At 64.7% G+C, this 25280-nt stretch carries 22 protein-coding genes and 1 tRNA gene; 3 read left to right on the forward strand and 20 right to left on the reverse strand.

The genetic code is table 11. From position 1 onward, the window contains the following. Window positions 1-182 precede the first annotated feature (182 nt). A complete protein-coding gene (locus tag ACW4LP_RS06325; protein WP_455803602.1) occupies window positions 183-1376 on the reverse strand; it encodes a nuclease-related domain-containing protein in 1194 nt (397 codons plus the stop codon). Between the two features lie 450 nt (window positions 1377-1826). Here ACW4LP_RS06325 and ACW4LP_RS06330 point away from each other — a divergent pair, with 450 nt between their 5' ends. Both ACW4LP_RS06330 and ACW4LP_RS06335 read left to right on the forward strand, forming a co-directional pair. Further along, a complete protein-coding gene (locus tag ACW4LP_RS06330; protein ID WP_455803615.1) occupies window positions 1827-2213 on the forward strand; it encodes a type II toxin-antitoxin system RelB/DinJ family antitoxin in 387 nt (128 codons plus the stop codon). After that, a complete protein-coding gene (locus tag ACW4LP_RS06335; protein ID WP_418686784.1) occupies window positions 2210-2644 on the forward strand; it encodes a PIN domain-containing protein in 435 nt (144 codons plus the stop codon). The genes ACW4LP_RS06330 and ACW4LP_RS06335 overlap by 4 nt, the downstream gene beginning before the upstream one ends. Window positions 2645-2674: 30 nt before the next feature. On the opposite strand, the gene ACW4LP_RS06340 is transcribed toward ACW4LP_RS06335, so the two are convergent. From ACW4LP_RS06340 to ACW4LP_RS06430, 19 genes are all read right to left on the reverse strand, one after another. Continuing rightward, on the reverse strand, window positions 2675-4093 hold the full coding sequence (locus tag ACW4LP_RS06340; RefSeq protein WP_455803603.1) for an ABC transporter substrate-binding protein: 1419 nt from the start codon (window positions 4091-4093) through the stop codon (window positions 2675-2677). Then, window positions 4090-6354, reverse strand: a complete 2265-nt coding sequence (locus ACW4LP_RS06345; protein ID WP_455803604.1) for a hybrid sensor histidine kinase/response regulator — start codon at window positions 6352-6354, stop codon at window positions 4090-4092. The genes ACW4LP_RS06340 and ACW4LP_RS06345 overlap by 4 nt, the downstream gene beginning before the upstream one ends. A gap of 180 nt (window positions 6355-6534) precedes the next feature. Next, entirely contained in the window at window positions 6535-7479 is a 945-nt protein-coding gene (locus ACW4LP_RS06350; RefSeq protein WP_455803605.1) for a ketopantoate reductase family protein, read from the reverse strand. Between the two features lie 189 nt (window positions 7480-7668). Beyond that, complete coding sequence (gene panD, locus ACW4LP_RS06355) at window positions 7669-8067, reverse strand: aspartate 1-decarboxylase (RefSeq protein WP_157012819.1); 399 nt, start codon at window positions 8065-8067, stop codon at window positions 7669-7671. A gap of 3 nt (window positions 8068-8070) precedes the next feature. Further along, on the reverse strand, window positions 8071-8922 hold the full coding sequence (gene panC, locus ACW4LP_RS06360; protein ID WP_114549692.1) for a pantoate--beta-alanine ligase: 852 nt from the start codon (window positions 8920-8922) through the stop codon (window positions 8071-8073). Between the two features lie 10 nt (window positions 8923-8932). Then, window positions 8933-9757, reverse strand: a complete 825-nt coding sequence (gene panB / locus ACW4LP_RS06365) for a 3-methyl-2-oxobutanoate hydroxymethyltransferase (protein ID WP_455803606.1) — start codon at window positions 9755-9757, stop codon at window positions 8933-8935. Between the two features lie 291 nt (window positions 9758-10048). Next, on the reverse strand, window positions 10049-10876 hold the full coding sequence (locus ACW4LP_RS06370; protein ID WP_455803607.1) for a pseudouridine synthase: 828 nt from the start codon (window positions 10874-10876) through the stop codon (window positions 10049-10051). A gap of 10 nt (window positions 10877-10886) precedes the next feature. After that, a complete protein-coding gene (gene scpB, locus ACW4LP_RS06375; protein WP_455803608.1) occupies window positions 10887-11867 on the reverse strand; it encodes an SMC-Scp complex subunit ScpB in 981 nt (326 codons plus the stop codon). A 6-nt stretch (window positions 11868-11873) separates the two neighbouring features. Next, window positions 11874-12665, reverse strand: a complete 792-nt coding sequence (locus ACW4LP_RS06380; RefSeq protein WP_022739663.1) for a segregation and condensation protein A — start codon at window positions 12663-12665, stop codon at window positions 11874-11876. 15 nt (window positions 12666-12680) lie between these two features. Then, window positions 12681-13361 (reverse strand): site-2 protease family protein, encoded by a 681-nt coding sequence (locus ACW4LP_RS06385; RefSeq protein WP_117283428.1) that lies wholly within the window; start codon window positions 13359-13361, stop codon window positions 12681-12683. Window positions 13362-13501: 140 nt separating this feature from the next. Beyond that, on the reverse strand, window positions 13502-15409 hold the full coding sequence (locus ACW4LP_RS06390) for a flavocytochrome c (RefSeq protein ID WP_302403612.1): 1908 nt from the start codon (window positions 15407-15409) through the stop codon (window positions 13502-13504). A 256-nt stretch (window positions 15410-15665) separates the two neighbouring features. Then, a complete protein-coding gene (locus ACW4LP_RS06395; protein WP_455803609.1) occupies window positions 15666-15974 on the reverse strand; it encodes a helix-turn-helix domain-containing protein in 309 nt (102 codons plus the stop codon). Then, on the reverse strand, window positions 15962-17122 hold the full coding sequence (locus ACW4LP_RS06400; protein ID WP_455803610.1) for a helix-turn-helix transcriptional regulator: 1161 nt from the start codon (window positions 17120-17122) through the stop codon (window positions 15962-15964). Before ACW4LP_RS06400 ends, ACW4LP_RS06395 begins: the two co-directional genes overlap by 13 nt. Window positions 17123-17195: 73 nt before the next feature. Then, window positions 17196-18992: a cation:proton antiporter gene (locus ACW4LP_RS06405; RefSeq protein ID WP_157012815.1), complete on the reverse strand. Its 1797-nt coding sequence runs from the start codon at window positions 18990-18992 to the stop codon at window positions 17196-17198. Beyond that, window positions 18993-19454, reverse strand: coding sequence for a tRNA (cytidine(34)-2'-O)-methyltransferase (locus ACW4LP_RS06410; RefSeq protein ID WP_302223019.1), 462 nt, complete (start codon window positions 19452-19454; stop codon window positions 18993-18995). It abuts the gene before it with no gap. A 158-nt stretch (window positions 19455-19612) separates the two neighbouring features. Further along, window positions 19613-21802 carry an ABC-F family ATP-binding cassette domain-containing protein gene (locus tag ACW4LP_RS06415; RefSeq protein ID WP_455803611.1) on the reverse strand — a complete coding sequence of 730 codons (2190 nt, stop codon included), beginning with the start codon at window positions 21800-21802 and terminating at the stop codon, window positions 19613-19615. 155 nt (window positions 21803-21957) lie between these two features. Then, the gene (locus ACW4LP_RS06420) at window positions 21958-22419 is read right to left on the reverse strand and encodes an NUDIX domain-containing protein (protein ID WP_302403617.1); all 462 of its coding nucleotides are present in this window, start codon (window positions 22417-22419) and stop codon (window positions 21958-21960) included. Between the two features lie 170 nt (window positions 22420-22589). Further along, window positions 22590-23873 carry a chloride channel protein gene (locus ACW4LP_RS06425; protein ID WP_302403619.1) on the reverse strand — a complete coding sequence of 428 codons (1284 nt, stop codon included), beginning with the start codon at window positions 23871-23873 and terminating at the stop codon, window positions 22590-22592. A gap of 73 nt (window positions 23874-23946) precedes the next feature. After that, window positions 23947-24021, reverse strand: a tRNA-Val gene (locus ACW4LP_RS06430). Window positions 24022-24216: 195 nt separating this feature from the next. On the opposite strand from ACW4LP_RS06430, the gene trpS reads away from it, so the two are divergent. After that, entirely contained in the window at window positions 24217-25275 is a 1059-nt protein-coding gene (gene trpS, locus ACW4LP_RS06435; protein WP_223900810.1) for a tryptophan--tRNA ligase, read from the forward strand. Window positions 25276-25280 lie beyond the last annotated feature (5 nt).

Consider the following 25280-nt stretch of genomic DNA (forward strand, 5'->3'; position numbering starts at 1 on the left):
GGGTGGCTTGCCGGGGCGAACGGCGGCTACCTCGTTTTCAAGTTTGTAGCTTGGCGAAGTAGCCGTTTTCCGTACTTATCGGGAGCGGCTATTTCGCTTTCTGGTCTTTACGGTCAGATCGATCACCGCAATAATCACGGAGAGGAATTAGGGCGCAACAATCAGAACAAGTAGCACGTGGTTTACCGCATATTCTTGATGCGCTGGACGTGCAGGCGGCCTCGCTTCTGGTTGAGGTCGCCGTAAGTAGTCACAAGGGCTTCTCCGAGACGATCGAGCTGCTGCTGATCCATGATCGGCGGCAGCTTTTCGCACTCGGTCTCTATCGCATCGACAAACGAGCGAACATCACACCCAGATGCATGCGTCATGCTGTAGTTCCCGCATTCCGCGACGCTCACGTTGACGTTGTCGACGAAACCCGCCTCATCGGTCTCGAACGAGTCAAGCCGGGTGAATACCAACTGCTCATACACGCTCTCGAAAGGATACTTTGGGCAGATGTCCGCAAAAGCCACGGCATGACGAGAATTCTGAGTTAGAGCGGCGGTTTCTTTGGTGCCGTTGATGCCCACAGCCTCAAAAGGCTTGAAAGCCGTCACGCTCACCCCCTTGCGGCTTTTCACTTCCAGCACGAACGCCGCCTGACGCGTTGCCACGATAAGATCCACCTGATCCCAAAGAGCCCGTTCCCCTCGGTTCGACGGTTCGCGCGGGAAGTACAAGTTGGGCAGAAGCTGAGCCTGGTAAAGCGGCGAGGAAACGTCGCGCACCTTCTCGAGCACCTTCTGGAACACCTCGAACTCGGCCGTCATGCCCGCCACATCGCCATACCCTGCGGGAAGACGCCATGCTCCTGCTGCCGAGTACTCGGGAACGAGTTTGAAAGGATCGATCACTGTGCGCTCGAGCGGAAAGCCGGTGCGCAGGTACCATTCCCCCGTATAGTAGCGCGACAGAGCAAGGGCACCAAGGTCACGCCAAGAATCTAACTTGTCAGCGCGGATATCGCCCAGCGTCTCTTCAATCGCCCGCAGCTTCCGATCCGCGTAGCGCTTCAGAGGAGCAACCCAGACAAACAGCTTGCCATTGCGCCGTTCCTTCCATTTTTCCGCCTCCTTCTTCTCCAGAAGGAGCCTCGCTTCGATCTCATCGAGCGATTCGCAGATGGCGCGCGCCCGTTCGTCGTAGGCTGTTTCGGACAGAGCAGTTCCGCAGGACGGGCAGAGCCGATTAAGATACGCGCCTCCAATCTCTTCGGGGCTAAAGAGATTGGAGCATTTCGGACACAGGCACCGCACGTCCAATGGCGGTTCTTTCGGAATAACGGGCTCGGGGTTTTGCTTGCGAACCGTTCTACCAGCCTTGTTCGTCATTAACCCTCCTGGGATCGTTCGGAAAATGTTCGGCGCAAATCTCCCGCACCGTGCTACAATGCAGGAGAAGGCGGTTGCCGCTGCTACGGCGACCGCTCCACGAATTGACTAGTATTTCGTGGTTGGAGGGTCGCCTTTAGCTACTCGGCTGAGGGCGGCTCTTTCCTCTTTCTGAGCAATTCCCTGATCAGCCCTACAATGGCCGTTATCATGGTTGCCAGCTTGGTAATCAGCTCCACTGTTTCCATAGGGTGTTCCCTTCTCGCAGTGGAGCGGCCTTCCGCCTTCCCCCTAACGGATGCATCCCAGCGATGCACCCGTTAGGGGGAGCCGACTCTATGTCAATTCTAACATGGTGCTTTACGGTAAAGCAATATGCCATTTTCAACATTATTTCAAAGGAAACCTCACCTTGAAGCCCCAGGGGGTTGCCTGCTGCGCTATCATTCGATGCGTTCCAGACAACCGCCTTCTGCTCGCAACGCGCTCCTGAGGCGGCTGCCCCAATCCGAGGAAGATCCCGTGACAGACCAATCGACCATCAACGTGAGAATCAGCACAACGCTCAAGAAGCGCGGAGACGACGTGCTCAGCAAGGCGGGCGGCTCCCCTTCTCAGGCAATCCGAGCGCTTTGGGCCGAAATGGCACGCACCCGAGCCGTTCCGGATTTCATATTGCGAGATCTGCGGGAAGGCGCCCAAGACGAGCGCATGCACAAGCATTCCGCTTTGCGAGGCTTGGACAACTTGGCGGGCGCCTCTGTCCCGCGAAGCGACGTCCGTCGCGACGACCTGCCTTCGGCCGCACTTCAAGCAGAGAGCGAGGTGACCTCGTGAGGGTGCTCGTTGACACTGATGTCTGGCTCGACGTAGCGCTAGGGCGCGATGGGCACGACGCCTCCCTTGCCGCGCTTTACGGCTGCATCGACGATGGGATCATCATGACCGCTGCGGCTACCACCTTGAGAGATGCATTCACCATAGCGAGCGCGGCAGATGGCTGCACCATCGCCTACGAGATGCTGGAACGCCTCATGGATCTCGCCGAGATACTTCCCGTCGACAGCATCGTGTGCCGTAGCGCCCTTCAGCTGAGGCTTTCGAGCTACGGTGACGGTATCATCGCCGCCTGCGCCCGCACAGAGAACATCGACCTCGTCATCACGCGAAACACCGAGCCATTCCTCTCCTTAGGCATTCCCGCAAGCACTCCGGACGAGTTCATCGAAGAGCTGGGGTTCACTACCATCGAACTTGGCGCTCTTTAGGGCAATGCCCTGCCCGAGAAGCGAGCTTCCCTACTCATGCAGCTGGCTTTTGGCCCAGCCTTCGTCGATGGCGGCGTTGCAGCGCTCGTCCAAAAAGGCGGCGCACTCCTCGGGAGTCGTCTTGCCCATGAGGAGGTCGTGAATGCCCGTATAGAAGATGTCGCGCACGCTCTGGGTGTCGGGGTTGTTGCCCGTGAAATCCCATACGTTGCCGGCATTGGCGCGGAACAGATCGTAGAAGGGGATGTCGGCCCCGTAGCGGTCGGACACGCGCTTGCTCGCCGGTATCGCGCCCGCCGCGTAATCGAGCCAGTGCCCATCGCCGTACACAAAGAAGAGGAAATCCCTCGCCACCTGCAGCTTCTCAGCATCGCCGTTGTCGAAGATCTGGAAGCCCGAGGCGAAGGCAGTGGCGCTGCCGTCCGCATCGGGCCCCGGGAAGTTCACGAGCCCCACCGCATCGCCGTAGCGGGTGATGGAGGCGTTGTTCACCATGTAGATGGCCAACTGCCCCTGTCGGAACAAACTGGAGCAGTCTTCGATCTCGAGATTCTCCGCATGGAGCGGGAACCAGCCGCGTCCCACACCGTCCTGAATCCACCGGAGCGCCGACACACCCTCGGATGCCGAGAGATTGAAGTGGCCAGCCTCGTCGTAGATGTCGGATCCGGCCGAGCGCAGAAGCGTCACGATATGGGTGTCGCCTTGGGAACTGCCCGCGTACATCATCATCGGGAAGCTTCCTTCGGGAAGCGAGGCGGAAAGCGCGTCCAAGATGCGCGTCCACTCGCTCAGCGACCAGGCGGTGATTTCCCCTTCGGCGATGAACTCCCCAAGCCCCGCGTTGCGGAGCATCTCCTTGTTGTAGGCGAGCACGTTCTGGCGCGCCAGATAGGGCATCATATACGCGCGGCCCTCCACCACGCCCATGTTCCACAAATCGTCGAAGAGGTCGTCGCGGATAGCCGGAGTAGCGACATCGTCCAACGGCACGACGCGCCCGGTGCGAATGTAGGTAGAGATGTTGAAGTAGTCGCCGTAAAGCACGTCCGGTGACTTGTCCGTATCGAACGACCCCTCGACGGCCTCGTCGTACTGGTTCTGCTCGAAGACGATGACCTCGACGTCGACGGGGCGCGCGTAGGTGCGCTGGAACTCGTCGGCCATGCCCTGGATGACCATCTCCACCTGGCTGATGGAGTCGTCGAAGACGACATCGTGGCCCGTGCGGGGCACCTTGATCACCAGACGAACGGGCGCGGCACCCGTGAAGGGCAGGCCGCTGCAGCCGGCAAGGGGCAGCGCCCCCGCGGCCGCGAGGAAGGCCGCTCCCGCGCAGAAGGCGCGGCGGGTCATGCCGCGACGAGGGATCGGCGGTGCGACGCTTTGCGTCGGCGACAATGCCGGCTCGATCATCCTGCGATGCGTTCTGCGGCTCTCGCTACTCATGAGGCACCGCCCTTCCGAACGGCCTCAAGCTTTTGCAGCATGACCGTCACGTTCAAAGGCTTGCTGAGGAAGTCGTCCATGCCCGATGCCAGAGCGCGATTGCGATCTTCGGCGAACGTGGAGGCCGTGCAAGCGAAGATGCGCACCGTCTTGGCATCGGCTCGCTTCAGATCTCGGATCGCGCGAGAGGCCTCGTAGCCGTCCATGACCGGCATCTGGGCGTCCATGAGGATGGCCGCGAAATGCCCCACCGGCGATTCGGAGAACAGGCGCACGGCCTCCTCGCCGTTTTCGGCCACGGTGATGGAGAAGCCCTCCTCGGTGAGGATGGACGAGATGATGTCGGCGTTCAGCTCGTTGTCCTCGGCCACGAGGATCTCGACGGGCGCCCGAGCGGCTTCGGCACCAGACGGCGAGGAGACGGCCCGAACGGCTCCGGGGGGCCCGGGGGTTTCGACGGTTTCGACGGTTTCGACGGTTTCGGCCTCCACCTTTTCCGCGCGTTCTACACCTCCCACGCCTTCCGCGCCTTCTGCACTCGACGAAATCAGCGAGGGCGCCTGGGCAGGCGTCAGCCCATCACCATTCGCGACAGTAGGAAGCGTCACGATGACGGTGAAGCAGGAGCCGCACCCCGGCTCGCTTTCCACCGTGATGGAGCCGCCCATCTGCGTCATGAGCAGGTAGCTGATGGACATGCCCAGCCCCGTGCCCTTCTGGGAATCGCTGTTGCGGTTGCGCTCTTGCGTGAAGGCGTCGAAGACGTGCTCGGCGAACTCCTTGGTCATGCCGCAGCCGGTATCGGCGATCGACACCGTGAGCACGGCCTCATTCCCCGACGCGTACACCGCCTCGTGCACCTTCATGGTGATGCGGCCGCCCTCGGGCGTGAACTTCACCGCATTCGACAGGATGTTCATGAGAACCTGCGACAGGCGCACCTCGTCGCCTCGAAGCCACGGGTGCTCGACCGTGCGCGACAGCTCGAAGCGGATCCCGCGGTCGGCCATGGGCCCGCGCTGCATCTCGCAGACATTGTCGACCAGCGCGTTCACGTCGAAAGGCTCGCTCGTCAAATCAACCTTGCCGGCCTGCAGCTTCGACATGTCCAGGATGTCGTTCACGAGCGATAGCAGGTACTGGGCGGCCTTGCCGAGCCGATTCACGTAGTCGCGCATGGCGGTGGCGTCGTCCACGTGCCGCTCCATCAGATGGTTCAGGCCGATGATGCCGTTTAAGGGCGTGCGGATCTCATGGCTCATGTTCGAAAGGAACTCTGTGCGCGCGACGGCCTCGGCCCGAGCCTGGATCGACTGCCTCATGAACCGGTAGATGACCGCCAGCATGATGGAGATGACCGCCACCATGGCCCCGAGCATGCCCACCGTCATGGCGATAAAGGGGGCGAAGCGCTGGCTGAACACCTCCGTCGGAACCGTCATGATGAACGACCACTCGGTACCTGCGACCGGCGCGAAGGACATGACGAGATCCTCGCCGGCGCTCGTCGTGCAATTGATGACGAAGCTCTCGCCCGCGGCGATGTTGCGGCGGATGTCCTCCACCGTGACGCCGTCGTCGATGCGCCCGGCTTCGAGCGTGTCGTAGAAGTTGTCGCGCCCGGCGAGGTCGGTGGCAGGGCTGGCGCTCACGATGTAATAGCCCCGCGCGTTCACGACCGAGGAGACGCCCTGGCCGTCGAAGCTCTCGACGACCAGCTGGCTGGAGATGGTGGACAAGTCGCTGCGGGCGAGCATGGCCACGAAGGTTCGCCCGCCGATTTCCGTATCGGACAGACGGATGCCGAAAATGAGGGACTCCTTGGTGGTTTCCAGCCGGCCGTTCTCGTCGTCGTAGAGCATGGCGAAGTGCTCGCACCCGTCTTCCATAAGCTCGTCGTAGGCGTGCTCGTCGGCACCGAGGCGCACGTACGAGCTGCTGTAGAGCGTGCCGTCGGCTTCCATGAGATAGACCGCGTTGAACATGGCCGACGAGGCCGCCTCCAGGTTCAGCTGCTCCTGGGCCTCGTGCACCGTCTGCACGTCGTAGACCTCGAGGCGGTCGGCCACCGAGCCCAGGCGCGCGTAGCAATTGTTCAGCGTGCCCTCGATGGTCTCCACGTCGTGGCGGGATATCTCGTCCACGGAGGTCATGAGGTTGCCGGCGACCGTCGCGGAGAGTTGGGCCAGGTAGACGCAGACCGCGACGACGATGACGACCGCCGCGGCCGATACGATGGCGATGTACTTTCTGCGCTCCAAAAGCCGTCCTTGTGCATGCTTGTTATTCCTGCGTCAGTTTATCACTGAAAACAAGCGGTCACGAGAACGTAACTCGACGGTGAACTTGAAAGGGCCCGCAACCCAACCGTAGGGGGCGACCTTGGTCGCTCCTCTCAGGCGAGATTAACGTGCTTGACGAGGGCGAATCGAGGTTCGCCCCTACGAGAAGGAGCTTTCGAGTTCCTTGATGGCGGCGTAGAAGCGCTCGTTTTGCGGCGTGGGGATGCCGTGGGCCGCGCCCAGGCGGTTGATGGTGCCCGAGAAGAGCTCCACCTCCGTGGGACGGCGCGCCAGCACGTCCTGGCGCAGGCTCGGCAGACCCTCCGGGTTCAAGTGGTCGATGATGTCGAGCCAGTAGGCCACGTCCTCTTCGGTGAGATCCACGCCTTCCGCCCGGCCCACCGCCGCCACCTCGCGCATGGCGGCGATCATGGCCTCGCGCGCCTCACCGGGTACATGGATGCCGCTGAAGCAGCAGTCGTAGACGGCACAGGCCTGGTTCACCCCCACGTTGCAGATGAGCTTGCCCCACAGCTGGTGCCGGATGTCATCCGGCGTGATGAAGGGCTGGTCGATGGCGGTGAGCCATTCCGCGACGCGCTCGAGGTTCGCCCGCTGGGCCGCGTCCTCGGCATCGTGGACGCCCAGGGCCATCACGCCCACGCAGCCGGCGGTCACCGTGGCGCCCACCTTGCGGGAGTCCATCTGCTGGGCGACGCACAAAAGGACGCGATCCCACCCAAAGCGCTCGGCGAGCACTTCCTCGCTCGTGACGCCGTTGAGCACCGAGATGATGGCGGTATCGGGGCCGATGAGCGGCGCCGACTGCTCGATGGCCTCGGGCAGCGCGCCGTACTTCACGGCGTACAAGACGACATCAAAGGGTTCCTCCGCGGCGCGCTCGGCAGCCTCATCGTAGGTCAGATAGGTGATGCGGATGGGCTCGCCGTTGAACGTGGCGGCCTCGGCGCGGTAGCGCTCGGTGCGGGCCGTATCGGCGACCACGAAAACGCGCTCGGGCCCCATGGCGGCCCCGAAGCAGCCGGCATACATGGCCCCCAGCGACCCGAACCCGACAATGGCGACATTTTCAATAGGCTTCATAGGAGCCTCCTTGCTATATTCAACGGTGGCAATGCAGGGAGGAGACGCGCGGCGTTCCAACCGAGCGAGTTCCGCAGATGGTATCGAAGGCGCAACGACGCAGGGAAAAGGCGACCTTGGGCCTTCGATACCATCGAGGACTGTCTGAGCGAATCAAGGTGCCCCGTGGTCCCGCCCCCCGAGGAGTCGCTACTGCATATCTTCCAAACGTCCGTGCTTCTCGTAGCGGGTGACGCGGGCGATGCGGTTGTCGTCATCCACGAACACCACGCGCGGGGCGTTGTCGGGATCGGCAAACTCCTCGGGAGTCATCTGTGCGTAGCACATGATGATGACCTTGTGCCCCGGCTCCACGCAGTGGGCCGCCGCGCCGTTCACGCAGATCATGCCGCTTCCCGGCTCGCCGGCGATGACGTAGGTCTCGAAGCGGTTGCCGTTGTCGATGTCGACGACCTGCACCTTCTCGTACTCCAAGATGCCCGCCGCGCGGGCAAGCTCGGCGTCCACGGTGATGGAGCCGACATAGTCGAGCTCGGCCTGCACCACCCGGGCGCGGTGGATCTTCCCCTTCAGGACGTTCAGCAGCATGGGCTACTCCCCTTCCTCGTACAGGAAGTTGTCGATGAGGCGCGTGCTCCCAATGTAGACGGCCATGGCCACGAGCGCCATGGCGCCGATGGCATCGGTCGGCTGCATGGTCACACCGTCGACGACTTCCACGTAATCGATGCGCGCGAGCGGCTCGGCCTCGATGATGCCGCCCATGAGCGCCTTGAGCGCCGCGGCGTCGCGCTCCCCCGCCTCCACGGCCGCCTTCCCGGCGAAGATGGCCCGCGACAGCACGAGAGCCGCCTGGCGCTCCTCCGCGCTCAGGTAGGCGTTACGCGAGCTTTTGGCCAGACCGTCAGCCTCGCGCACGATGGGACAGCCGACGACGGTCACGTTCATGTTCAAGTCGGCCACCATGCGCTTGATGATGGCGAGCTGCTGGGCGTCCTTCTGCCCGAAGAAGGCGCGATGCGGCTGCACGATGTTGAAGAGCTTCGTGACCACCGTGCACACGCCGCGGAAGTGCCCCGGGCGCGAGGCGCCGCACAGCGAGTCGGTGAGCGTTTCCATGACCACGAAGGTGTTGTGGGCCGGGGCGTACATGTCGTCCACTTCCGGGTGGAAGACGACGTCGACGCCGTGGCGCTCGCAGATGCGCGCATCGCGCTCGAGATCGCGCGGGTAGGCCTCGTAGTCCTCGCCCGGTCCGAACTGGATGGGGTTGACGAATACCGAGACGACGACGCGGTCGCTCGCCGCGCGGGCGGCGTCCATGAGGCTCTCGTGGCCCTCGTGCAGCGACCCCATGGTGGGCACGAGCCCGATGGAGAGCCCCTCGGCCTTCCAGGCGGCCGCGCGGGCCTTCATGTCCGCAACGGTGCGAATGATCTCCATGGCCGGCCTCCTAGAGGTTTTCCAGCACGCCCGCGGGGGCGGCGTAGGTGTGTTCGGCGGCGGGGAACGAGCCGTCCTTCACAGCGGCGTCGTAGGCGCGGTAGGCATCCAGCATGACGTCGCCCACCTCGGCGAAGCGGCGCACGAACTTCGGCGTGAAGTCGTGGAACATGCCGAGCATGTCCTGGTTCACGAGCACCTGGCCGTCGCAGCCCGCGCCGGCGCCGATGCCGATGGTGGGGATGGTCAGCTCCTCCGACACGCGGGCGGCGAGCTCTGCGGGAATGGCCTCGAGGACCACGGCGAAGGCGCCGGCCTCCTCCACGGCATGGGCATCTTCGAGAAGCTTGCGGGCCGAATCGGCCGTCTTGCCCTGCACCTTGAAGCCGCCCAGCGCGTTGATGCCCTGGGGCGTAAGGCCGATATGGGCGCATACGGGGATCTGGCAGTCGACGATGGCACGGATGCGGTCCGCCACTTCCACACCGCCTTCCAGCTTCACGGCGTTGGCGCGCGCCTCTTTCATGAGGCGGCCGGCGTTCACCACCGCGTCGTAGACGCTGGACTGATACGACATGAAGGGCATATCGACGACGACGAGCGCGTTCTTCGTGCCGCGGGCCACAGCGGCCCCGTGGTGGATCATGTCCTCCATCGTCACCGACACAGTGTCGCCCAGACCGAGCATGACGTTGCCGAGCGAGTCGCCGACGAGGATGGAATCAATGCCGGACTCGTCCACGAGCCGTGCCGTGGTGTAGTCGTAGGCGGTGATCATCGAGATCTTCTTGCCCTCGGCCTTCATTTTGAGAAACGTCGATACGGTAACACTCATGGTTACTTCCTTTCGATCCTGTCGCCCCGAGCCTTCCCGGGTGCAACGGTATCCTCCACTGGCGCGTATTATAAGCGCTGACGCCGATGCGGCATCCCAAAATGTTGGTGATTTCGATCAGATTTGCCGATACCGCCATTCTTGCGATCTATAAGGGAGCCGGCCGCGAACTGTGTTCCGGCAAGGGGGCCGGCATCGGTGCGCGTCGCGGATCGCGCCGGGACGCGGATCGGCTCAGATACTCGCAGACGCCGGAACATGGGCCAAACCAAGCCCTCGCCGGCGCCCGAGCTAGGACGCGAGATCCTTGAGGCGCGCCACTTCCTCTTCCGCGAGCGGACGGGAGGCGCCCCGGGGCAGATCCCCCAGGACGAGCGGACCGAAGGCCTCGCGATGCAGCGCGATCACCGGATGCCCCACGGCTTCCAGCATGCGACGCACTTGGCGGTTGCGGCCCTCGCGCAGGCGCACTTCCACGTAAGATCCCCTGGCGGCCAGCGCGTCGCGGCCGCGCTTGCCCCCGTGGCGCTGGCGGTAGCCGCTGGCACCGGCCCCCTCGCCGATGAGCTGTGCGGCCCGGCGGCCATCGGCGCCCTCGAGCACGCGCACGCCCGCCGGCAGCGTGGGGCCGTCATCCAGCAGAACCCCTTGGCGCAAGCGACGCACGTCATCTTTGTCGAGCGTCCCTTCCACCAGGGCCAGATACGTCTTCTCCACGTGGCGTCGCGGGTGCAGAAGCCCATGGCCCAGCTGTCCGTCGTCGGTGAACAGCAGAAGCCCCGTAGTGTCGGTGTCCAGCCGCCCCACGGGGAAAAGCCCCGGATGGGCGAGCAGCTCGTCGGCCATGAGCGCAGCCACGGTGGGGCGCCCCTGGGGATCGCTCATGGTGGTCACGTAGCCGGCGGGCTTGTGCAGCAGGAACGTGGCGTTCTCCTCGGGCAGCGCGACGGGCGCGCCATCCACGGCCACCATGTCCGCAGCAGGATCAACCTTCACGCCCATCTCGGTCACCCGCGCGCCGTTCACGGTCACGCGACCAGCCGCGATCAGTTCCTCGGCATGGCGCCGCGAGGCCACCCCGGCCCGGGCCAGAAACTTCTGCAACCTCATTTCGGCCATGGCGGGGGACCTACTCGTCGTCGGTCTCGAAGACGAGGGAGTCGAAATCGATCTTGTCGACGACGCCTAGCGTGGATGCGATGGCGCGAGCGAACATGGCGTCGGCGTCTGCGGTGCCGAGCGCGTCGGCGGCAGCGCCGGGCACGGCGATGCGGGCAGCTCCGGCATCCTCGCCACCCCCGGCGTTCTCGGCAGCCTCGTCGTCCTCGATCTTCGCTCGACCAGCTGCTATCGCTGCCGCTTCCTCCCCGCGCTCCCCCTCCAGGGCGTCCGCGAGCACCTCGGCCGCCGCATCCGTGCCCTGGGCCAGCTCCTCGTCAGATAGCATGGCCTCGCCGTCGTCGGCCCCGAAGTCCTCCCCCATGAGCGCGCGGGCCATGGTGCGGGCCTGCTCGTCGGAGACAACCGCGTCCTTGCGCGTGGCCGACAACCGCTCCGTGATGAGCCGACGCGTCTCCGCATCGGGCGCGAAATCGGCCAAATCGGGCAGGTCGGCAGGGCTGCGCAGACCGAACTTCTCCAGAAAGCCCCGAGTCGTGCCGTAGAGCACCGGGTTGCCCGGCGCGTCTTCTGTACCCACCTCGCGCACGAGCCCCTTCTCCACCAGCGAGTTGATAGAGCTGTCGGAGTTCACGCCGCGCACCGAGGCCACCCCGGCACGGGTCACCGGCTGAGTATAGGCCACGATGGCCAGCGTCTCCATGGCCGCCGCGGAAAGCTTGCGCGTATCCCAGGACAGCACGTACTTCTCGATGAGCTCGTGGTAGGCCGGATGCGTGAACAAACGCCAGCCGCCGGCCGCTTCGCGCAGCTGGATGCCGGAGCCGCGGGCCTCCAGATCATCCCGCAGCCGCACGAGCGCCGCCTCCACCGCGCCCACCTCGCACTCGAGCATCTCGGCAAGCGCGATGGTACCCACGGGCTCATCGGTCACGAAGAGCATCGCCTCCAGGGCGCCCGCCAGCTGGTCTTCCTGCAATCCTTGAAACATGTGCCTCTACTCCTCCCCCACCGACGTGAGGGCGTCGTCGCCTTCCAAACGCAAATCGCCCGAACCCTCGATGTAGTCGATCGCGATATCACCGAACAGCTCGTCCTGCTCGAGCCTCACCATGACGCGCTTGTACAGCTCGAGGATGGCCAGAAACGTCACTACCGCCACATCCTTGGGGGTGCCCGGGCCCACAAGCTGCGAGAAACGCAGGTGCTTGGCCGTGCGAATGCGCTGATGAATGGCGCGCACGTGCACCTCCACGGGAATGGGCTTGGCGGCAATGTGCTCGCTTTCCAGCAGGAACACCTCACGGCGCGCAAGGGCCGCGGCCGCCTGATAGGCCAGCGCGTCCAGCGACACCCCTTCCAGGAAGTCGGGCATGAGGCCGAGGAAGTCGGCATCAGGGCCGAAGGGGCGCGTGTGCATGCGACCCTCGGCGATGAAGCGGTTGTGGAGCACCGCGGCGGCGTTCTTGAACTTCTTGTATTCCATGAGGCGCTCGACCAGCATATCGCGGGCCTCGGAGGGCGCGAGCTCCGCCAAGTCGTCGTCAAGCTCGTCGCGTTCGCGCGGGATGAGGCTTTGGGCCTTGATCTCGAGCAGCGTAGAGGCCACCAGCAAAAAGTCGCTCGCCACGTCCAGATCGAGGGTCTCCATGCGCGACACCTCGGCGAGGTACTGATCGGCGATCTCGGTGATGGAGATGGCGCCGATATCCACCTTCTGGCGGCTCACGAGGTAAAGCAGCAGGTCGAAGGGGCCCTCGAAGCTGTCGATGCGGACTTTGTAGGACATGGGCGGCGCCGTCTCTTAGGAGAAAAACGGCGGGAACATGAAATCGAACAGATTGCCGGCCGTGACCCCCAGATACCACGAGAACGGGTTGAAGTTGAACACGTAGGGCAGCACCACGATGGCGATCATGAACACGGGGAAGGCGTACTGCTGGATCTGGTAGTACTTCGGCAGGTACTTCGGCGGCAACAGGATGGCGAAGATGGATGAGCCGTCCAAAGGAGGGATGGGCAGCAGGTTGAAGAACATAAGGTACAGGTTGATGAGCGCGAATGTGGGCAGGAACATCACGTAGAAGTAGGCGAACAGCTCGTTGTTGGCGAAGGCGGGGTTGGCGACGAGCCCCGAGCAGCCCCACGCCACCGCAGCGGCCAGCGCGGCCATGGCGAGGTTGGCGGACGGGCCGGCCAAGCCCACGATGACATCGTCGCGGCGCGGATCCTTGAAGTAGCGCGGATTGTAGGGCACCGGCTTCGCGTAGCCGAACACCGGCCAACCCATGACCATGAGCAGAAGCGGCAGAATGACCGTGCCGAAGGGGTCGATGTGCTTGAGCGGGTTCAGCGAAAGGCGTCCGGAGCGCTTAGCCGTGGGATCGCCCAGCTTGTAGGCCGCATAGCCGTGGGCAACCTCGTGAAGCACGAGAGCCGGGATGAAGCTCAGCACCGAGCAGATGATGTAGGGAAGGTTAACCATAGCGCATAAGTGTAGCGCACCGCGCGCCCTCATCATCGCGCCGCCTTCCAAACCCACAGAAACCGCCGATGAACGACAGCGGGCCCCGCGACGGAGGGAGGGGAACGTCGCGGGGCTCAAAAGAGGAGGGCGCAGGGATCTTAGGCGGCAGCGGCGGCCGAGGCGCCGGCGATGCGGCCGAATACGATCAGATCGGTGTAGGAGTTGCCGCCCAGGCGGTTGGCCCCCTGCACACCGCCGGTCACCTCGCCGGCGGCGAACAGGCCGGGAATGGCCTCGCCCGCAGCGGTGAGCACCTGCGCCTCGGGGCTGATGCACACGCCGCCCATGGTGTAGTGGATGGTCGGGATGCGCTTGGAGGCGTAGAAGGAGGGATCGGACACCGCATCGCCCAAAAGCTCCTTGCCGGGCGCGATCTGCGTGTCCTTGCCGGCGGCCACGCAGGCGTTGTAGCCCTCGATGGTCTCGGCGAGCGTCGAGGGATCCACGCCGATCTGGGTCGCCAAGTCCTCGATGGTGTCGGCCTTGAAGCTGTGGCCCTTCGCCACCAAGTCGGCGATCTCCTCCAAGCGGTCGTCCTTGATGTTCGTGGAATCCACCAGAAGCCACATCTCGTCGTTCGGCTGCTCCAGGATGGCGTCGGCGATGGTGTCGCGGCGCTCGTCCTCGCGGACGAAGCGGACGGCATCGTCGTTGACCATCACGTAGTCCTCGACGCCCAGCCAGTTGCCCACGAAGGTGGCCACGCCGCCGTTCTGCGGGTCGCCCAAGGGGTGAATCTGCACGAGTTCCATGTTGCGCAGCCCCGCGCCGGCGGCCTCGGCCAAAGCCAGGCCGTCGCCGGTGGAGGAGCACACGTTGGAAGAGGGCATCGATTCGGTCACGCGCTTGTCGTACTGCATGGCGAGCTCCGCGTTGCGGGAATAGCCGCCCGTGGCGAGCACCACGGACTTTCCGCGCACTTCCACGGCCTCGCCGGAGGACGGACGGGTGCCGCGCACGCCTACGACCGCGCCGCCTTCCACGATGAGCTCTTCGATCTTCGCATCGGTGTACAGGGTGAAGTTGCCCGTGGCCTGGGCGGCGTCCATCAGGCAGGAGACGTAGTAGCTGCCGCCCTGCTCGCCCTTGCGCTCGACCTCGACCGCGTGCCCGCGCTGCCACAGGCCGCCGATGGCCGTGAAGACCTCCTTCTCGTAGACAAGCCCGTGGTCCTCCATCCAGTGCACGGCGTCCAGCGCGTTGTCGGCGAGGATGCGCACGAGGGCCGGGTCGCCCGCCGAGTCGCCGCCCTCGAAGGTCTGGGTGTAGTAGAAGTCCGGCGAGTCCTCGATGCCCATGGGCTCCTGGCGCTCCGGGTCCGGCGCGTTCAACGTGCCCTCGCCGGCGTTGGTGTTGCCACCGTAGATGTCCATCTTCTCAAGCATGACGACGGACTTGCCCGCCTCGGCGGCCGTCACGGCGGCGGCCAGCGCCGCGCCGCCGGAGCCGATGACGACCACGTCTGCCTCATCGCTTATGGGCTCGGCAGCGTTCACGGAGGCGTCGCCCTTCATGATGGCGCGCATGTCGGCGCCAGCGGCCTCGGCGCACTCGGCCACGGCCGTGGCGAAGGCCATGGAGGTGAGGGTGGCGCCGGTCACGGTATCGACGGAGAGCTTCTGGGTGTCCAGGTAGTTGTCGGTCAGGAGGCGCACGGCGGCATCGCCGATGTTGCGGCTCTCCATGTGGTCGGCCTCGATGGAGGCGATGCGGTCGGCCTCGAAGGTCACCGACACTTTGATCTCGCCGTTGCGGCCCTGAGCGGTCGCCTCGTAGGTGCCGGGAGTGAAGGCCGGCGCGGCATCGCCCGTGGAGGCCGCCGGGGTCTTCGGCGCGCAACCGGAAAGACCGAGCGCGGCGAGCGCCATGGTGGCGAGGCTGCCGCTGATGAACTGGCGGCGGTTCAGCTGGAACTTCTCCGCGATGTTGCGATGGATACGGGCGAGGGCGCGCTGACGACGCGTGAAGGCCTCGATCTCGTTGGGATTCTGAATCATAGTGCTCATGGTGTCCTCCTCGGGTCTCCCTATGTTCTTGGGCGGTTGAGCCGTCTGCTCGCCGCCGATGAGGCCATCCTAGGGCCCGGCCCGGCGGGCGGACTAGTACACGAACGGTGTGTTTTCGCGGAGAACCCCTATGACACGAAGGGGGTGATACGGACGTTTCCCCAGGTCATTGAGAATACGGGCAAAACCTGAAAGCGTTGCCGAAGAAAAAGGCCGCACCGTGGCGGCCGGGGGGGGGACGATGCGGGGCGGCATCTCAGTCGCCAAGACCGAGCAAGTCGAGCACCTCTTGCTTGGAGTGAACGCCGAGCTTCTGGTAGATGTGCTTCGAATGGGATCGCACGGTGTTCTCGGAAATGAACAGCGTCTCGGCGATATAAGATTTGGAACGGCCCTTCACGAGCATCTGGAGCACCTCCACCTCGCGCACCGTGAGGCCGCACTCGGCACCGAGGCGCTCGCAGCCCGCATCCAAACTTTCGAAGACCGCAGGCACCGGAGCGGCGACGTCCAGATCGGCGAAGATGCGCCGCTGCGCGAAGGCGCTGTCGTTCAAGGCAAGCACACCGTCACCGTGACGACATAGGCCAGCACCGTCACGGCGATCGCGGGAGACTCCAACTGCCCAAGGAGCACGCCCGCCGTCTCGCCCAGGGCCAAGGGTAGCGAGTAGGCGAGCCATCCCGAGGCGAAGATCACGAGGGGCGAGGCCGTGGAATGGTGGGCCACATCGGCGAGCATGGCCCACAGCAGCATGACCACGAGGGTTTGGGCGATACCGGCGCCGAGAAGCAACCAAGGCACAGCCGCGGGGCCGGCCACGGGCAAAAAGAACAGCGCCGCCGCCGTGAACAGCAGCACGGCGCGCCACAGCCCCGAGAAGTTAATGAGCCGCCCGCGCACGAGCACCCACCACAGCATGGCTGCAGCAAGAACGATCTCGACGCCGTGGTGCACAACGGTGAGCGCCACGAAGGGCACGGGGTCGGATTGCACGGGGACACCCTTCACGGCCCCAATGGCAAAGCTGTAGACGGCCACGCCGAAGAGAATCTTCCAGGGAATCGCCGTGGGATTCACCTCGTGGAACATGCGCGGCGCGCGCCCTGCGGGCACGGGGCGGGCATCGGCGCGGCGCGCGAGGGCCACCGAGACGGCCGGAAGCAGCGCCAGCACGATGGCCGCAGCGGGAGCCGGCAGCATATCGAGGGGCACCTTCAACGCGGAACCTACCGCCATGGCGATGAACACGCAGGCGATGACATCTTTGGCTCCCAAGCTGGCGAAGAACGGCGCCCATTGCAGATAGAGCCACGCGACGCCCGCGCCCGCGAGCGCGGCGGCGACCGCATAAAAGATCGAAGCTGAGGGTGATGCTGGGAGCAGCGGCACCACCAAAGCGACGCTGGCAAGCCCCTGCACAACGGCCAAGGGCCACGCGAGGCGCCGGAGACTCGGCACGCACCCCCTCAGCACCAGCATCATAACGACGGCCATCGTCGCCGAAAGGGCCAAATACAAAGGCACGCCCAACGCGACCTCGCCGAGCGCCCCGTCGCTGCGATGGGCGATGCAGTAGATCCATATCTGCGGCGCGCACACCCCGATGTAGGAAATGTCGAAATTGCGCAGCACGGCCGGCCGGCGCTCCTTACCAGCCGCCGCACTGTCCGTCGCGCGGTCCCTCGCCGACCCCTGTTCTCCGATGCCCACATTCCCTCCTTGCGCTACGTCATCTGCGCCATTATACCGACTCGGCTCCCATCTGGGCAAATAGGAGAAAGCGCTAGTCGAGTACCAGCTGCTGGATGTAGACGTCATTGCGCAGGTCCTTGGCATGGGCCGCGTCGATGGAGTCATCGGCGACCATGGCCTTGATGAGCTGTAGCTCGCGGACGAGGGCTTGGGCCTGCACGTCCTCCACAGCGTCATGGGTCTCGCGCATCTGATGGAACTGGTCGGACAGGCTGGGGGCAGCCGAGGAACGTGAGCTCGGGCGATCGTCTGGGCCCTCCTCCATGTCGTCCTCGCTCTCGTCCCACCGCGCCGCTCTGCGGGCGATGTCGTCCAGCTGATCGTAAAGGCCGCGCACCCGAGCGACTTCCGCACGGGCCCGGGCCGCCGCCGCGGGCGATGCCGCGGGCGCGAGATCTTCCAGCATCTCGGCATAGCGGTGCATGACGACGACCGTGGCCGGCTCATCGACAGCGTCGGCGACAGCGCCCTTCACCGCTCCAGTGAGATGCGCATCGGCCTCGATGGAGGCGATCACGCCCAGGGCGAGGTCGATCTCGGCGTCCACCCGATCGCGGGTGCGCTTCGCCGAACGCTTCGAGGGCGTAAGCGCCGGCACCGCGAAATCAGCCAACACCAACGTCAGCACGATCATGCCCGAGGCGATGGAGACGAGCGTGGCCCGGCCCGCGGCAGAAAGCGCCGCACTCGCCGTCAGCGTCAGCATGAGGGAAAGCGTGATGCCGCCCTTGGCGCCGGCCAGTGCCATGGCGAGCGTGCCGCGCAGAGCCTCGGGCGCAAAGCAGCTGCGGACGCCGTCGCCCCGAGCGGCCGCAGCCCTCACGTCCATGGCGAGCAGCCACGCGAAGCGCACCCCTTCCAACACGAGAGTCAGCGCCACCACGACGCCCAGCAGCGTCGCTGGATCGCCCAAGCTCCCCTCGGCCGCCGGTTCCAGAAGGCGCGGCAGCTGCATGCCCAGCACGACGAAGATGATCCCGTTCAGCACGAACTCCAAGGTCGTCCACACGCTTTGGGCCTGCAGCTTGGTGCGGGCCGTGGCAGCCGTGTGGCGCTGGGGCAGTAGGGACAGCATAAGCCCCGAAGCCACCACGGCGATGACCGCGCCGATGTGCAGCGATTTCGCCGCCAGATAGATGACGAAGGGCAAAAGCAGCTCCAGCATCACGTGGAGCGTGGGGTTGTCGAGTCCCGTGCGCCGCAGCACCTGCAGAAGGCCCCAAGCAAGAAGCCCCATGACAAGACCGCCGAAGAAGCCGCCGAACAGATCAAGGGCGAACTCCTCGCCCGCGTGCAAAAGCGAGAACGATCCCGTGGCCAGAATCGTCAGGCAGCATTGGAACACCACGGTGCCCGTCACGTCGTTGAACAGGGCCTCGCCCTTGAGCAGCGCCTCGTGACGGCGGCCGAACCGGCGGTCGTGGGTCAGCGCCGTGACGGCCACGGCATCGGTGGATCCCATGGCGCCGCCGAGCGCGCAGGCAGCCGCCAGGGGCACGGCGGGCAAAAGCGCGTGCAACGTCGCCCCGCAGGCAGCAACGATGGCGAAAACAAGCCCCACGGAAAGCGACGCGATGCCCCAGCGGTTTTTCCACAGGGCTCCGGAGTCCACGTGGCGCGACTCGTTGAAGTGCAGAGGCGCGATGAACAGGATGAGCAGCAACTCCGGATCGATGCCCCATTCCAACGGCGTGGGCACCGCCAGCGCGAGCGCGGCGCCGAGGGCGATCTGCACAAGCGGCAGCGACAGCGGCGGCAGGAACTTGTCCAGAATGCTGGAGGCGATGACCGCCGTCAGCAGAAATAGGATCAGCTCGAAGGTCTCCATCTACACCAACCCCGGGAAGCTCCGCTGGGCCAAGGCCTCGTAGGCGGCGATGGCGACGGCGTTGGAAAGGTTCAGCGAGCGGGCTCCCTCGCGCATGGGGATGCGGCGACAGCAGTCGGCGAAACGGTCGATGAGCCCTTGGTCGAGCCCGCGGCTTTCGCGCCCGAACAGCAGAAACGCATCCGGCCCGTAGACGACATCGCGGTAGCCGCACGAAGCTTGCCCCGTGAACAGATGCAGCTCATCTTCGCCATGGGCTTCCAGAAACGCCTCGACGCAGGGCCATCGCACCACTTCGACATCATCCCAGTAGTCGCAACCGGCCCGGCGCAAGTTCTTCTCCGTCAGCCGAAACCCCATCGGCTCCACCAAATGCAGCCGCGCCCCCACACACGCGCACGTGCGAGCGATGTTCCCCGTATTCTGAGGAATCTCCGGTTCCACAAGAACAATGTTCAACATTGCAACCCTTTCATAGTTGGTAGAGCAGGTTCGAGATGCGGGGTGCCGTTCACCAAGCGAGTTCCGCAGCGAACGGAAATGCCCAGTGGGCATTTCCGCCGAGCGAGGACTGTCTGAGCGACTGAACGGTACCCCGCAGCCCGAACCGGAGGGATCCCCTAAGCCCGCTCCTGTTGGCGGGCCATTTCGGCTTCCAGCTCCTCAGTGAGGGTGAACCACTCCTCCTCGGCGGCGGCCAGACGCTGCTTCAGTTTGGCGTGCTCGGCGATGGCGTCGGAGGAGGCGTCCTCGTTCACGTAGAAGTCCGGATCGGCCATCATGGCCAGCAGCTCCTCCATGCGGGCGTTGTCTCGTTCCATCTGTTCGTCCAGCTGGGCGATGCGCTTGCGGTGGTTCTTCAGGGCGGCGTAGGCGCGGTTGCGCGCCTCGGCCTCGCGACGCTTCTGCTCCTTGGTCTTCGGCGCGCTGCCTTTGGGCGCGGTGAGCTGCACCTCGGGGCGGGCGGAAGGCGCATTCCCGGCGCCCTTGGCAGCTGCGGAGGGCTGACCGAGGTCAGCCCCTACGGAACCATCCCGAGCAGCCGTCGAGCTCGAGCCTTGGCGGTCGCGGCGACGGTTCACGGTGATCTTCGTGGGGGGCGCCGCACCGGCGCGGCGCTTCTCGGGGGCCGCGCCGCTCCCCTTCCCGTGGATGCCCGCATCGGCGAGCGCCTCGTCCACCACCGAGCGGTCGGCGTCCACGTCGCCATCGAGCTGGCCCGACTTGTACAGGTAGTAGTCGTAGTCGCCCTCGTAGTTGGTGATCTGGCCGTCCTTCACCTCCACGATGCGGTTGGCCACCCCGCGGATGAGGTGCCGGTCGTGGGTGATGAACAGGATGGTGCCGTCGAAGTGCTGCAGGGCCTGCTCCAGCACGTCGGCACTGGAGATGTCCAAGTGGTTGGTGGGCTCGTCCAAACACAGCAGGGGCTTGGGCGCCACGAGCATCTTCGCCAGGGCGAGCCGCCCCTTCTCGCCGCCGGAGAGCACCGACACCTTCTTGTCCACGGCGTCCCCCGTGAACAAAAACGCGCCCAGCAGGCTGCGCACCTGGGAGATGGACCAGCCGGGCGCGGCATGATCCAGCTCCTCGAAGACGGTGTTGCCCGCGTGCAGCTCTTCCAGCTGGTGCTGGGCGTAGTAGGTGAGATCGACGTTCACGCCGTAGTCGATGGTGCCGGCGTCGGGCTTTTCCACCCCGGCGATCATCTTCAAGAGCGTGGATTTGCCCGCGCCGTTGGGGCCCACGAGCGCCACCTTGTCGCCGCGGTACATCGTGAAGTCGATGCCGTCGTACACCGTGTGGTCGCCGTAGCGCTTCACGAGGCCGCGCGCCCGCACCACCTCATCTCCCGTGCGCGGCGGCTGCACGAAGTTGAAGTGCACCGTCTTCTTCTCCTCGGGGATGACCGGCAGCGTCTCCTTGATCTTCTCGATGCGCCGCTCGCGCTCCTGGGCCTGCTTGGCCTTGGTGGCCTTGTAGCGGAAGCGGTCGACGAAGGCTTGCAGGTGCGCGATCTCCTCCAACGATTTCGCACGCTCTGCCTTGATGCGCTCCAAGCGCTCCTCGCGTGCCACCAGGTACTTCGAGTAGTTGCCCTTGTACAGATTCACTTCCCCGTTGTCGATTTCCGCCACGCGGTCGACCATGTTGTCCATGAAGGCGCGGTCGTGGGAGACGACGATGACCGTGCCAGCATAGCCGCGCAGAAAGCCCTCGAGCCACTTCACCGATTCCAAGTCCAGGTGGTTCGTCGGCTCGTCGAGCAAGAGCACCTCGGGATTGCGGATGAGCAGTTTCGCGAGCGCGATGCGCATCTGCCAACCGCCGGAGAACTCGGTGGTGGAGCGGGTCATGTCGCGCTCGGTGAAGCCGAGGCCGAACAGCACGCTTCGCACCTTCGACTCCAACGAGTAGCCGCCGAGCATCTCGTAGGCGTCCCGTGCCCGGCCCACGGCCGCCAGCTGCGCTTCGGTGGGGTTCGCGCCCAGCTCCGCTTCCAGCTTGTGCAGGCGCTGCTCGGCTTCGAGTACCTCGGTTTGCGACGAGATGACCTCTTCGAAGACGGGGAGATCGCCCATCTCGATGGCCTCCTGCTCCAGATAGCCCACGCGCGCGCCCTTGGCGAAGAGCACGCGGCCCTCGTCCGGATTGTCCTCGCCGGAGATGATGTTGAGCAGTGTCGTCTTGCCCGCGCCGTTAGGGCCCACAAGCGCCAGCCGGTCGTACTCTTCCAAGCGGAACGTCACGTCGTGGAACAGCGTGCGACCGCCGTAGGATTTCGAAAGATGTTCAGTTTGCAGGATCATAAGCGCTTCCCGAATCAGTCGTCGAGGGACGACGCCAAGCCGCCCCGCTTTTGCCAACTGCATAGTGTAGCGCATCCGCGCAACGATGCGCCCCGCTATGCCTTCCGGTACTTCTGGAAACGGCTGTTGGGCTTATTGGGAATCGCCCGTACCCCTCACGCCTCAACCAATTCGAAGGCCTTCCGGTAAACGGGCTCCGCCTCCCAGCCCTTCGCCTCCACTTCTTCCAGGGTGAGCCATGCGAAGGACTCGTGCTCGTGGCTCAGGCGCACGTCGCCGGAGCACCAGCGGCAAACGAAGTCGACGCCGAGAATCCGTCGCCCCGGGGCGCGCAACGTCCAGGCGTCGAAGGGCTCGCCGACCTCGATCTCCAGACCGGTCTCCTCGCGCACCTCGCGCACCAGCGCCTCCTGCCAGCTCTCGCCCGCCTCCACGCATCCCCCCGGAAGATCCTCCTCGAGGTCGGGCGCGATGCTGAGACGGCGCGCCGCATCGGGCTTGAACAGGAACAGCATGCGGCCGTCCTTGAAGATGCAGCCTTTTACCGCAACGCGCTCCCTCGGCTTCGACGCCGCGGCTTGATCGAACCCATCAGTATCATATTGCGCGTGCCCCACGGCCGCCTCCTCAAGTAGGTTATTCCAAACACCCCCGTACCATAGCAGAGAGCCCCGCGATTCCTGCGCACGACCTCCTTCAGTTCACGAAGTGCTGCTTTTCTGCATGAGATCTCGAGTTATAAGCGTCTAGAAGAGACAGAATTAACGAATAGCAATATCCCTAGCATCTAATGAGGCAGTTTTCGAGAGAACGCCTTCGGAACCGGAACGGCGGCGCCCAAGCACGCAGCAGCAAGGACGAAGACGACGGCTTTCGCGGGAAAGCACAGGATGAGCAACAAGGCCACCATCAGCGGCTGGCGCATAGCGGCACCCAAGAGGGCCGCCGTGCTGACGGAAAGCGCGAAGACCGGGTCGATGCCAAAGAGCCCGGCGGCGGCATAGCCGATGGCGATCCCCGAGAAGATGAGCGGGAAGAAGTGGCCGCCGCGCCAACCGAGTCCGAGGCACACCTGGCTGGCCAGCACCTTGAGAAACCCCGTCGCGAGCAACGCCCCGGCACCGAGGGCCGTCCACTGCTGCGCCAGCATCTCGGTCTGGGCCTCGCCGGCGAACAGGGTAAAGGGGAGAAAGATCCCAAGAACTCCCAGTATCGCACCGGCAACGACCGCCTTCACTACGACGCGATTGCCGAGCCGCGCGGACAGCTTGCCCACGGCCCAGCCGAAGCCATGAAAGAGCCAACCGGCGCAGGCACCAAGCGCAATGACGGGAAGCGCCCAGGCGAGCTCGGACGCCCCCACGGCCATGTCGGAGAAGTGCGGCAGCCCCGAACCGCCGCCAGCCACCTCGTTGAGCAGCATGAACGCCCCCAGCGCCCCGGCCACGGAGAGCAGGTACACCGCCGTTTTGACCGGTTTGGAAACCTGGGGCGCGGAAACCACCGTCGCGGTGAACGAGTCGATCCGGCGCCGACGCCCGTCGGCATCGTCCGCATAGCCGAACAGCGGCGCCGCCAGACCGAACAGCGGGGCCGAGAAGATCGCCGACAAAATGGCCGCCGTGCCCGCGTTCGCCAGCTCGCACATCTCGGCGCCCACGAACTTGAGTCGGTCCCCCACCCAGCTGCAAAGCCCCGCCACCACGCCGGTGAGGCCAGCCTCGGGCCCGATGCTGCCGCCGAATAAAAGCGGCAGAAGAGCGCCGAAGAACATGGCTCCCAAGTGCCGGTAATCGTAGCGCCCGGTTTTCTTCACCTCGGCGAGCACCGCGTTCATATCATCAGGGTACGGCCCCACGTTCTTTTGAAACAATCCGATGGCAACACCACCGGCAACGCAGAAGGCAAGCGGGTACACGACAGCGGGCATCCCTATCGCCGCCAGCCACGCCGGCGCCTTCACCCACAAAAGATCGAGGCCCGCGTTCATGAGAAAGAAGAACGCCCAGCAAAACGCTCCGGCGCAAGCCCCGAGCGCCACGGTCACCACAGCAAATGCAATCCGTTTCACGACGGCTTCCTTTCCCGGGCGAAAAGCTCTTTGAATACGAAAAGGCCCCTCCGAGGAGGGGCCTGCGAATTCATGGTGGTCGCTACAGGATTTGAACCTGTGACCCCCGCCGTGTGAAGGCGATGCTCTCCCGCTGAGCCAAGCGACCGAAAGGTTTTCGCAACTCACTTGGTGACTTGCGACGGCTGTATATACTACACGGATTCCGCGACGCGCGCAAGGGGGAATCTTGTATACTATCCCAACATATTCACAATTCCACCGTTTGGCGGCTCTTCCCGCGCTTTCAGTGCCGAGGCCGTCCACCCCGAAACGGCGCACGAGAAAGAGAGGATCCGCCCCCATGGCAAGCGATTTGACGAGCGACACCTTCCTCGCCTCCAAGAAGATCAGCGACGAGATCAAGGCCGATCTGGCCGTGCACCCAGAGAAATACACCATGCTCACGGGCGACCGCCCCACGGGCCGTCTGCACATGGGCCACTACTTCGGCACCATCCGCGAGCGCGTCGCCTTGCAGAACGCCGGCGTCACCACCCGCATCATCATCGCCGACTACCAGGTCATCACCGACCGCGACACCACGGCCAACATCGCCGACAACGTGCACAACATGGTCATCGATTATCTGGCCTGCGGCATCGATCCGGAGAAGACCATCATCTTCACCCACTCCGCCGTGCCCGCCCTAAACCAGCTCATGCTCCCCTTCCTGTCGCTCGTCACCGAATCCGAGCTCATGCGCAACCCCACGGTGAAGGCCGAGCAGGAGGCCTCGGGCCACGCGCTCACGGGGCTGCTCCTCAGCTACCCGGTGCACCAGGCCTGCGACATCCTCTTCTGCAAGGGCAACGTCGTGCCCGTCGGCAAGGACCAGCTGCCCCACATCGAGCAGACCCGCCAGATCGCCCGCCGCTTCAACGAGCGCTACGGGCATGTGTTCCCGGAGCCCCACGGACTTCTCACCGACGCCGTGGAAATCCCCGGCCTCGACGGGCGCAAGATGTCGAAGAGCTACGGCAACGCCATCGCCCTTTCGGCCACGGAAGAGGAGACCGCCAAGCTCATCAAGAAGTCGCAGACCGACTCCGAGCGCATGATCACCTTCGATAAGGAGAATCGTCCCGGCGTGTCGGCCCTACTGACTACGGCGGCGCTGACCACCGGTCGCACCGAGCAGGACATCGCGACGGAGATCGGCAACGACGGCGCCGGCGCCCTCAAGCGCTACGTGACCGAGTCGGTGAACGCGTATCTGGCCCCCATCCGCGAGCGTCGCCGCGAACTGGAAGGCCAGCCGGAGATGGTGCGCGAGATTCTGCACGAGGGCAATCGCCGCGCCAACGAGATCGCCAACGCCACCTTGGACGAGGTGCGCGAGGCCATGGGCATGGTGTACTAGCCGCC

The organism is Adlercreutzia sp. CNCM I-6215 (genome assembly GCF_977072315.1).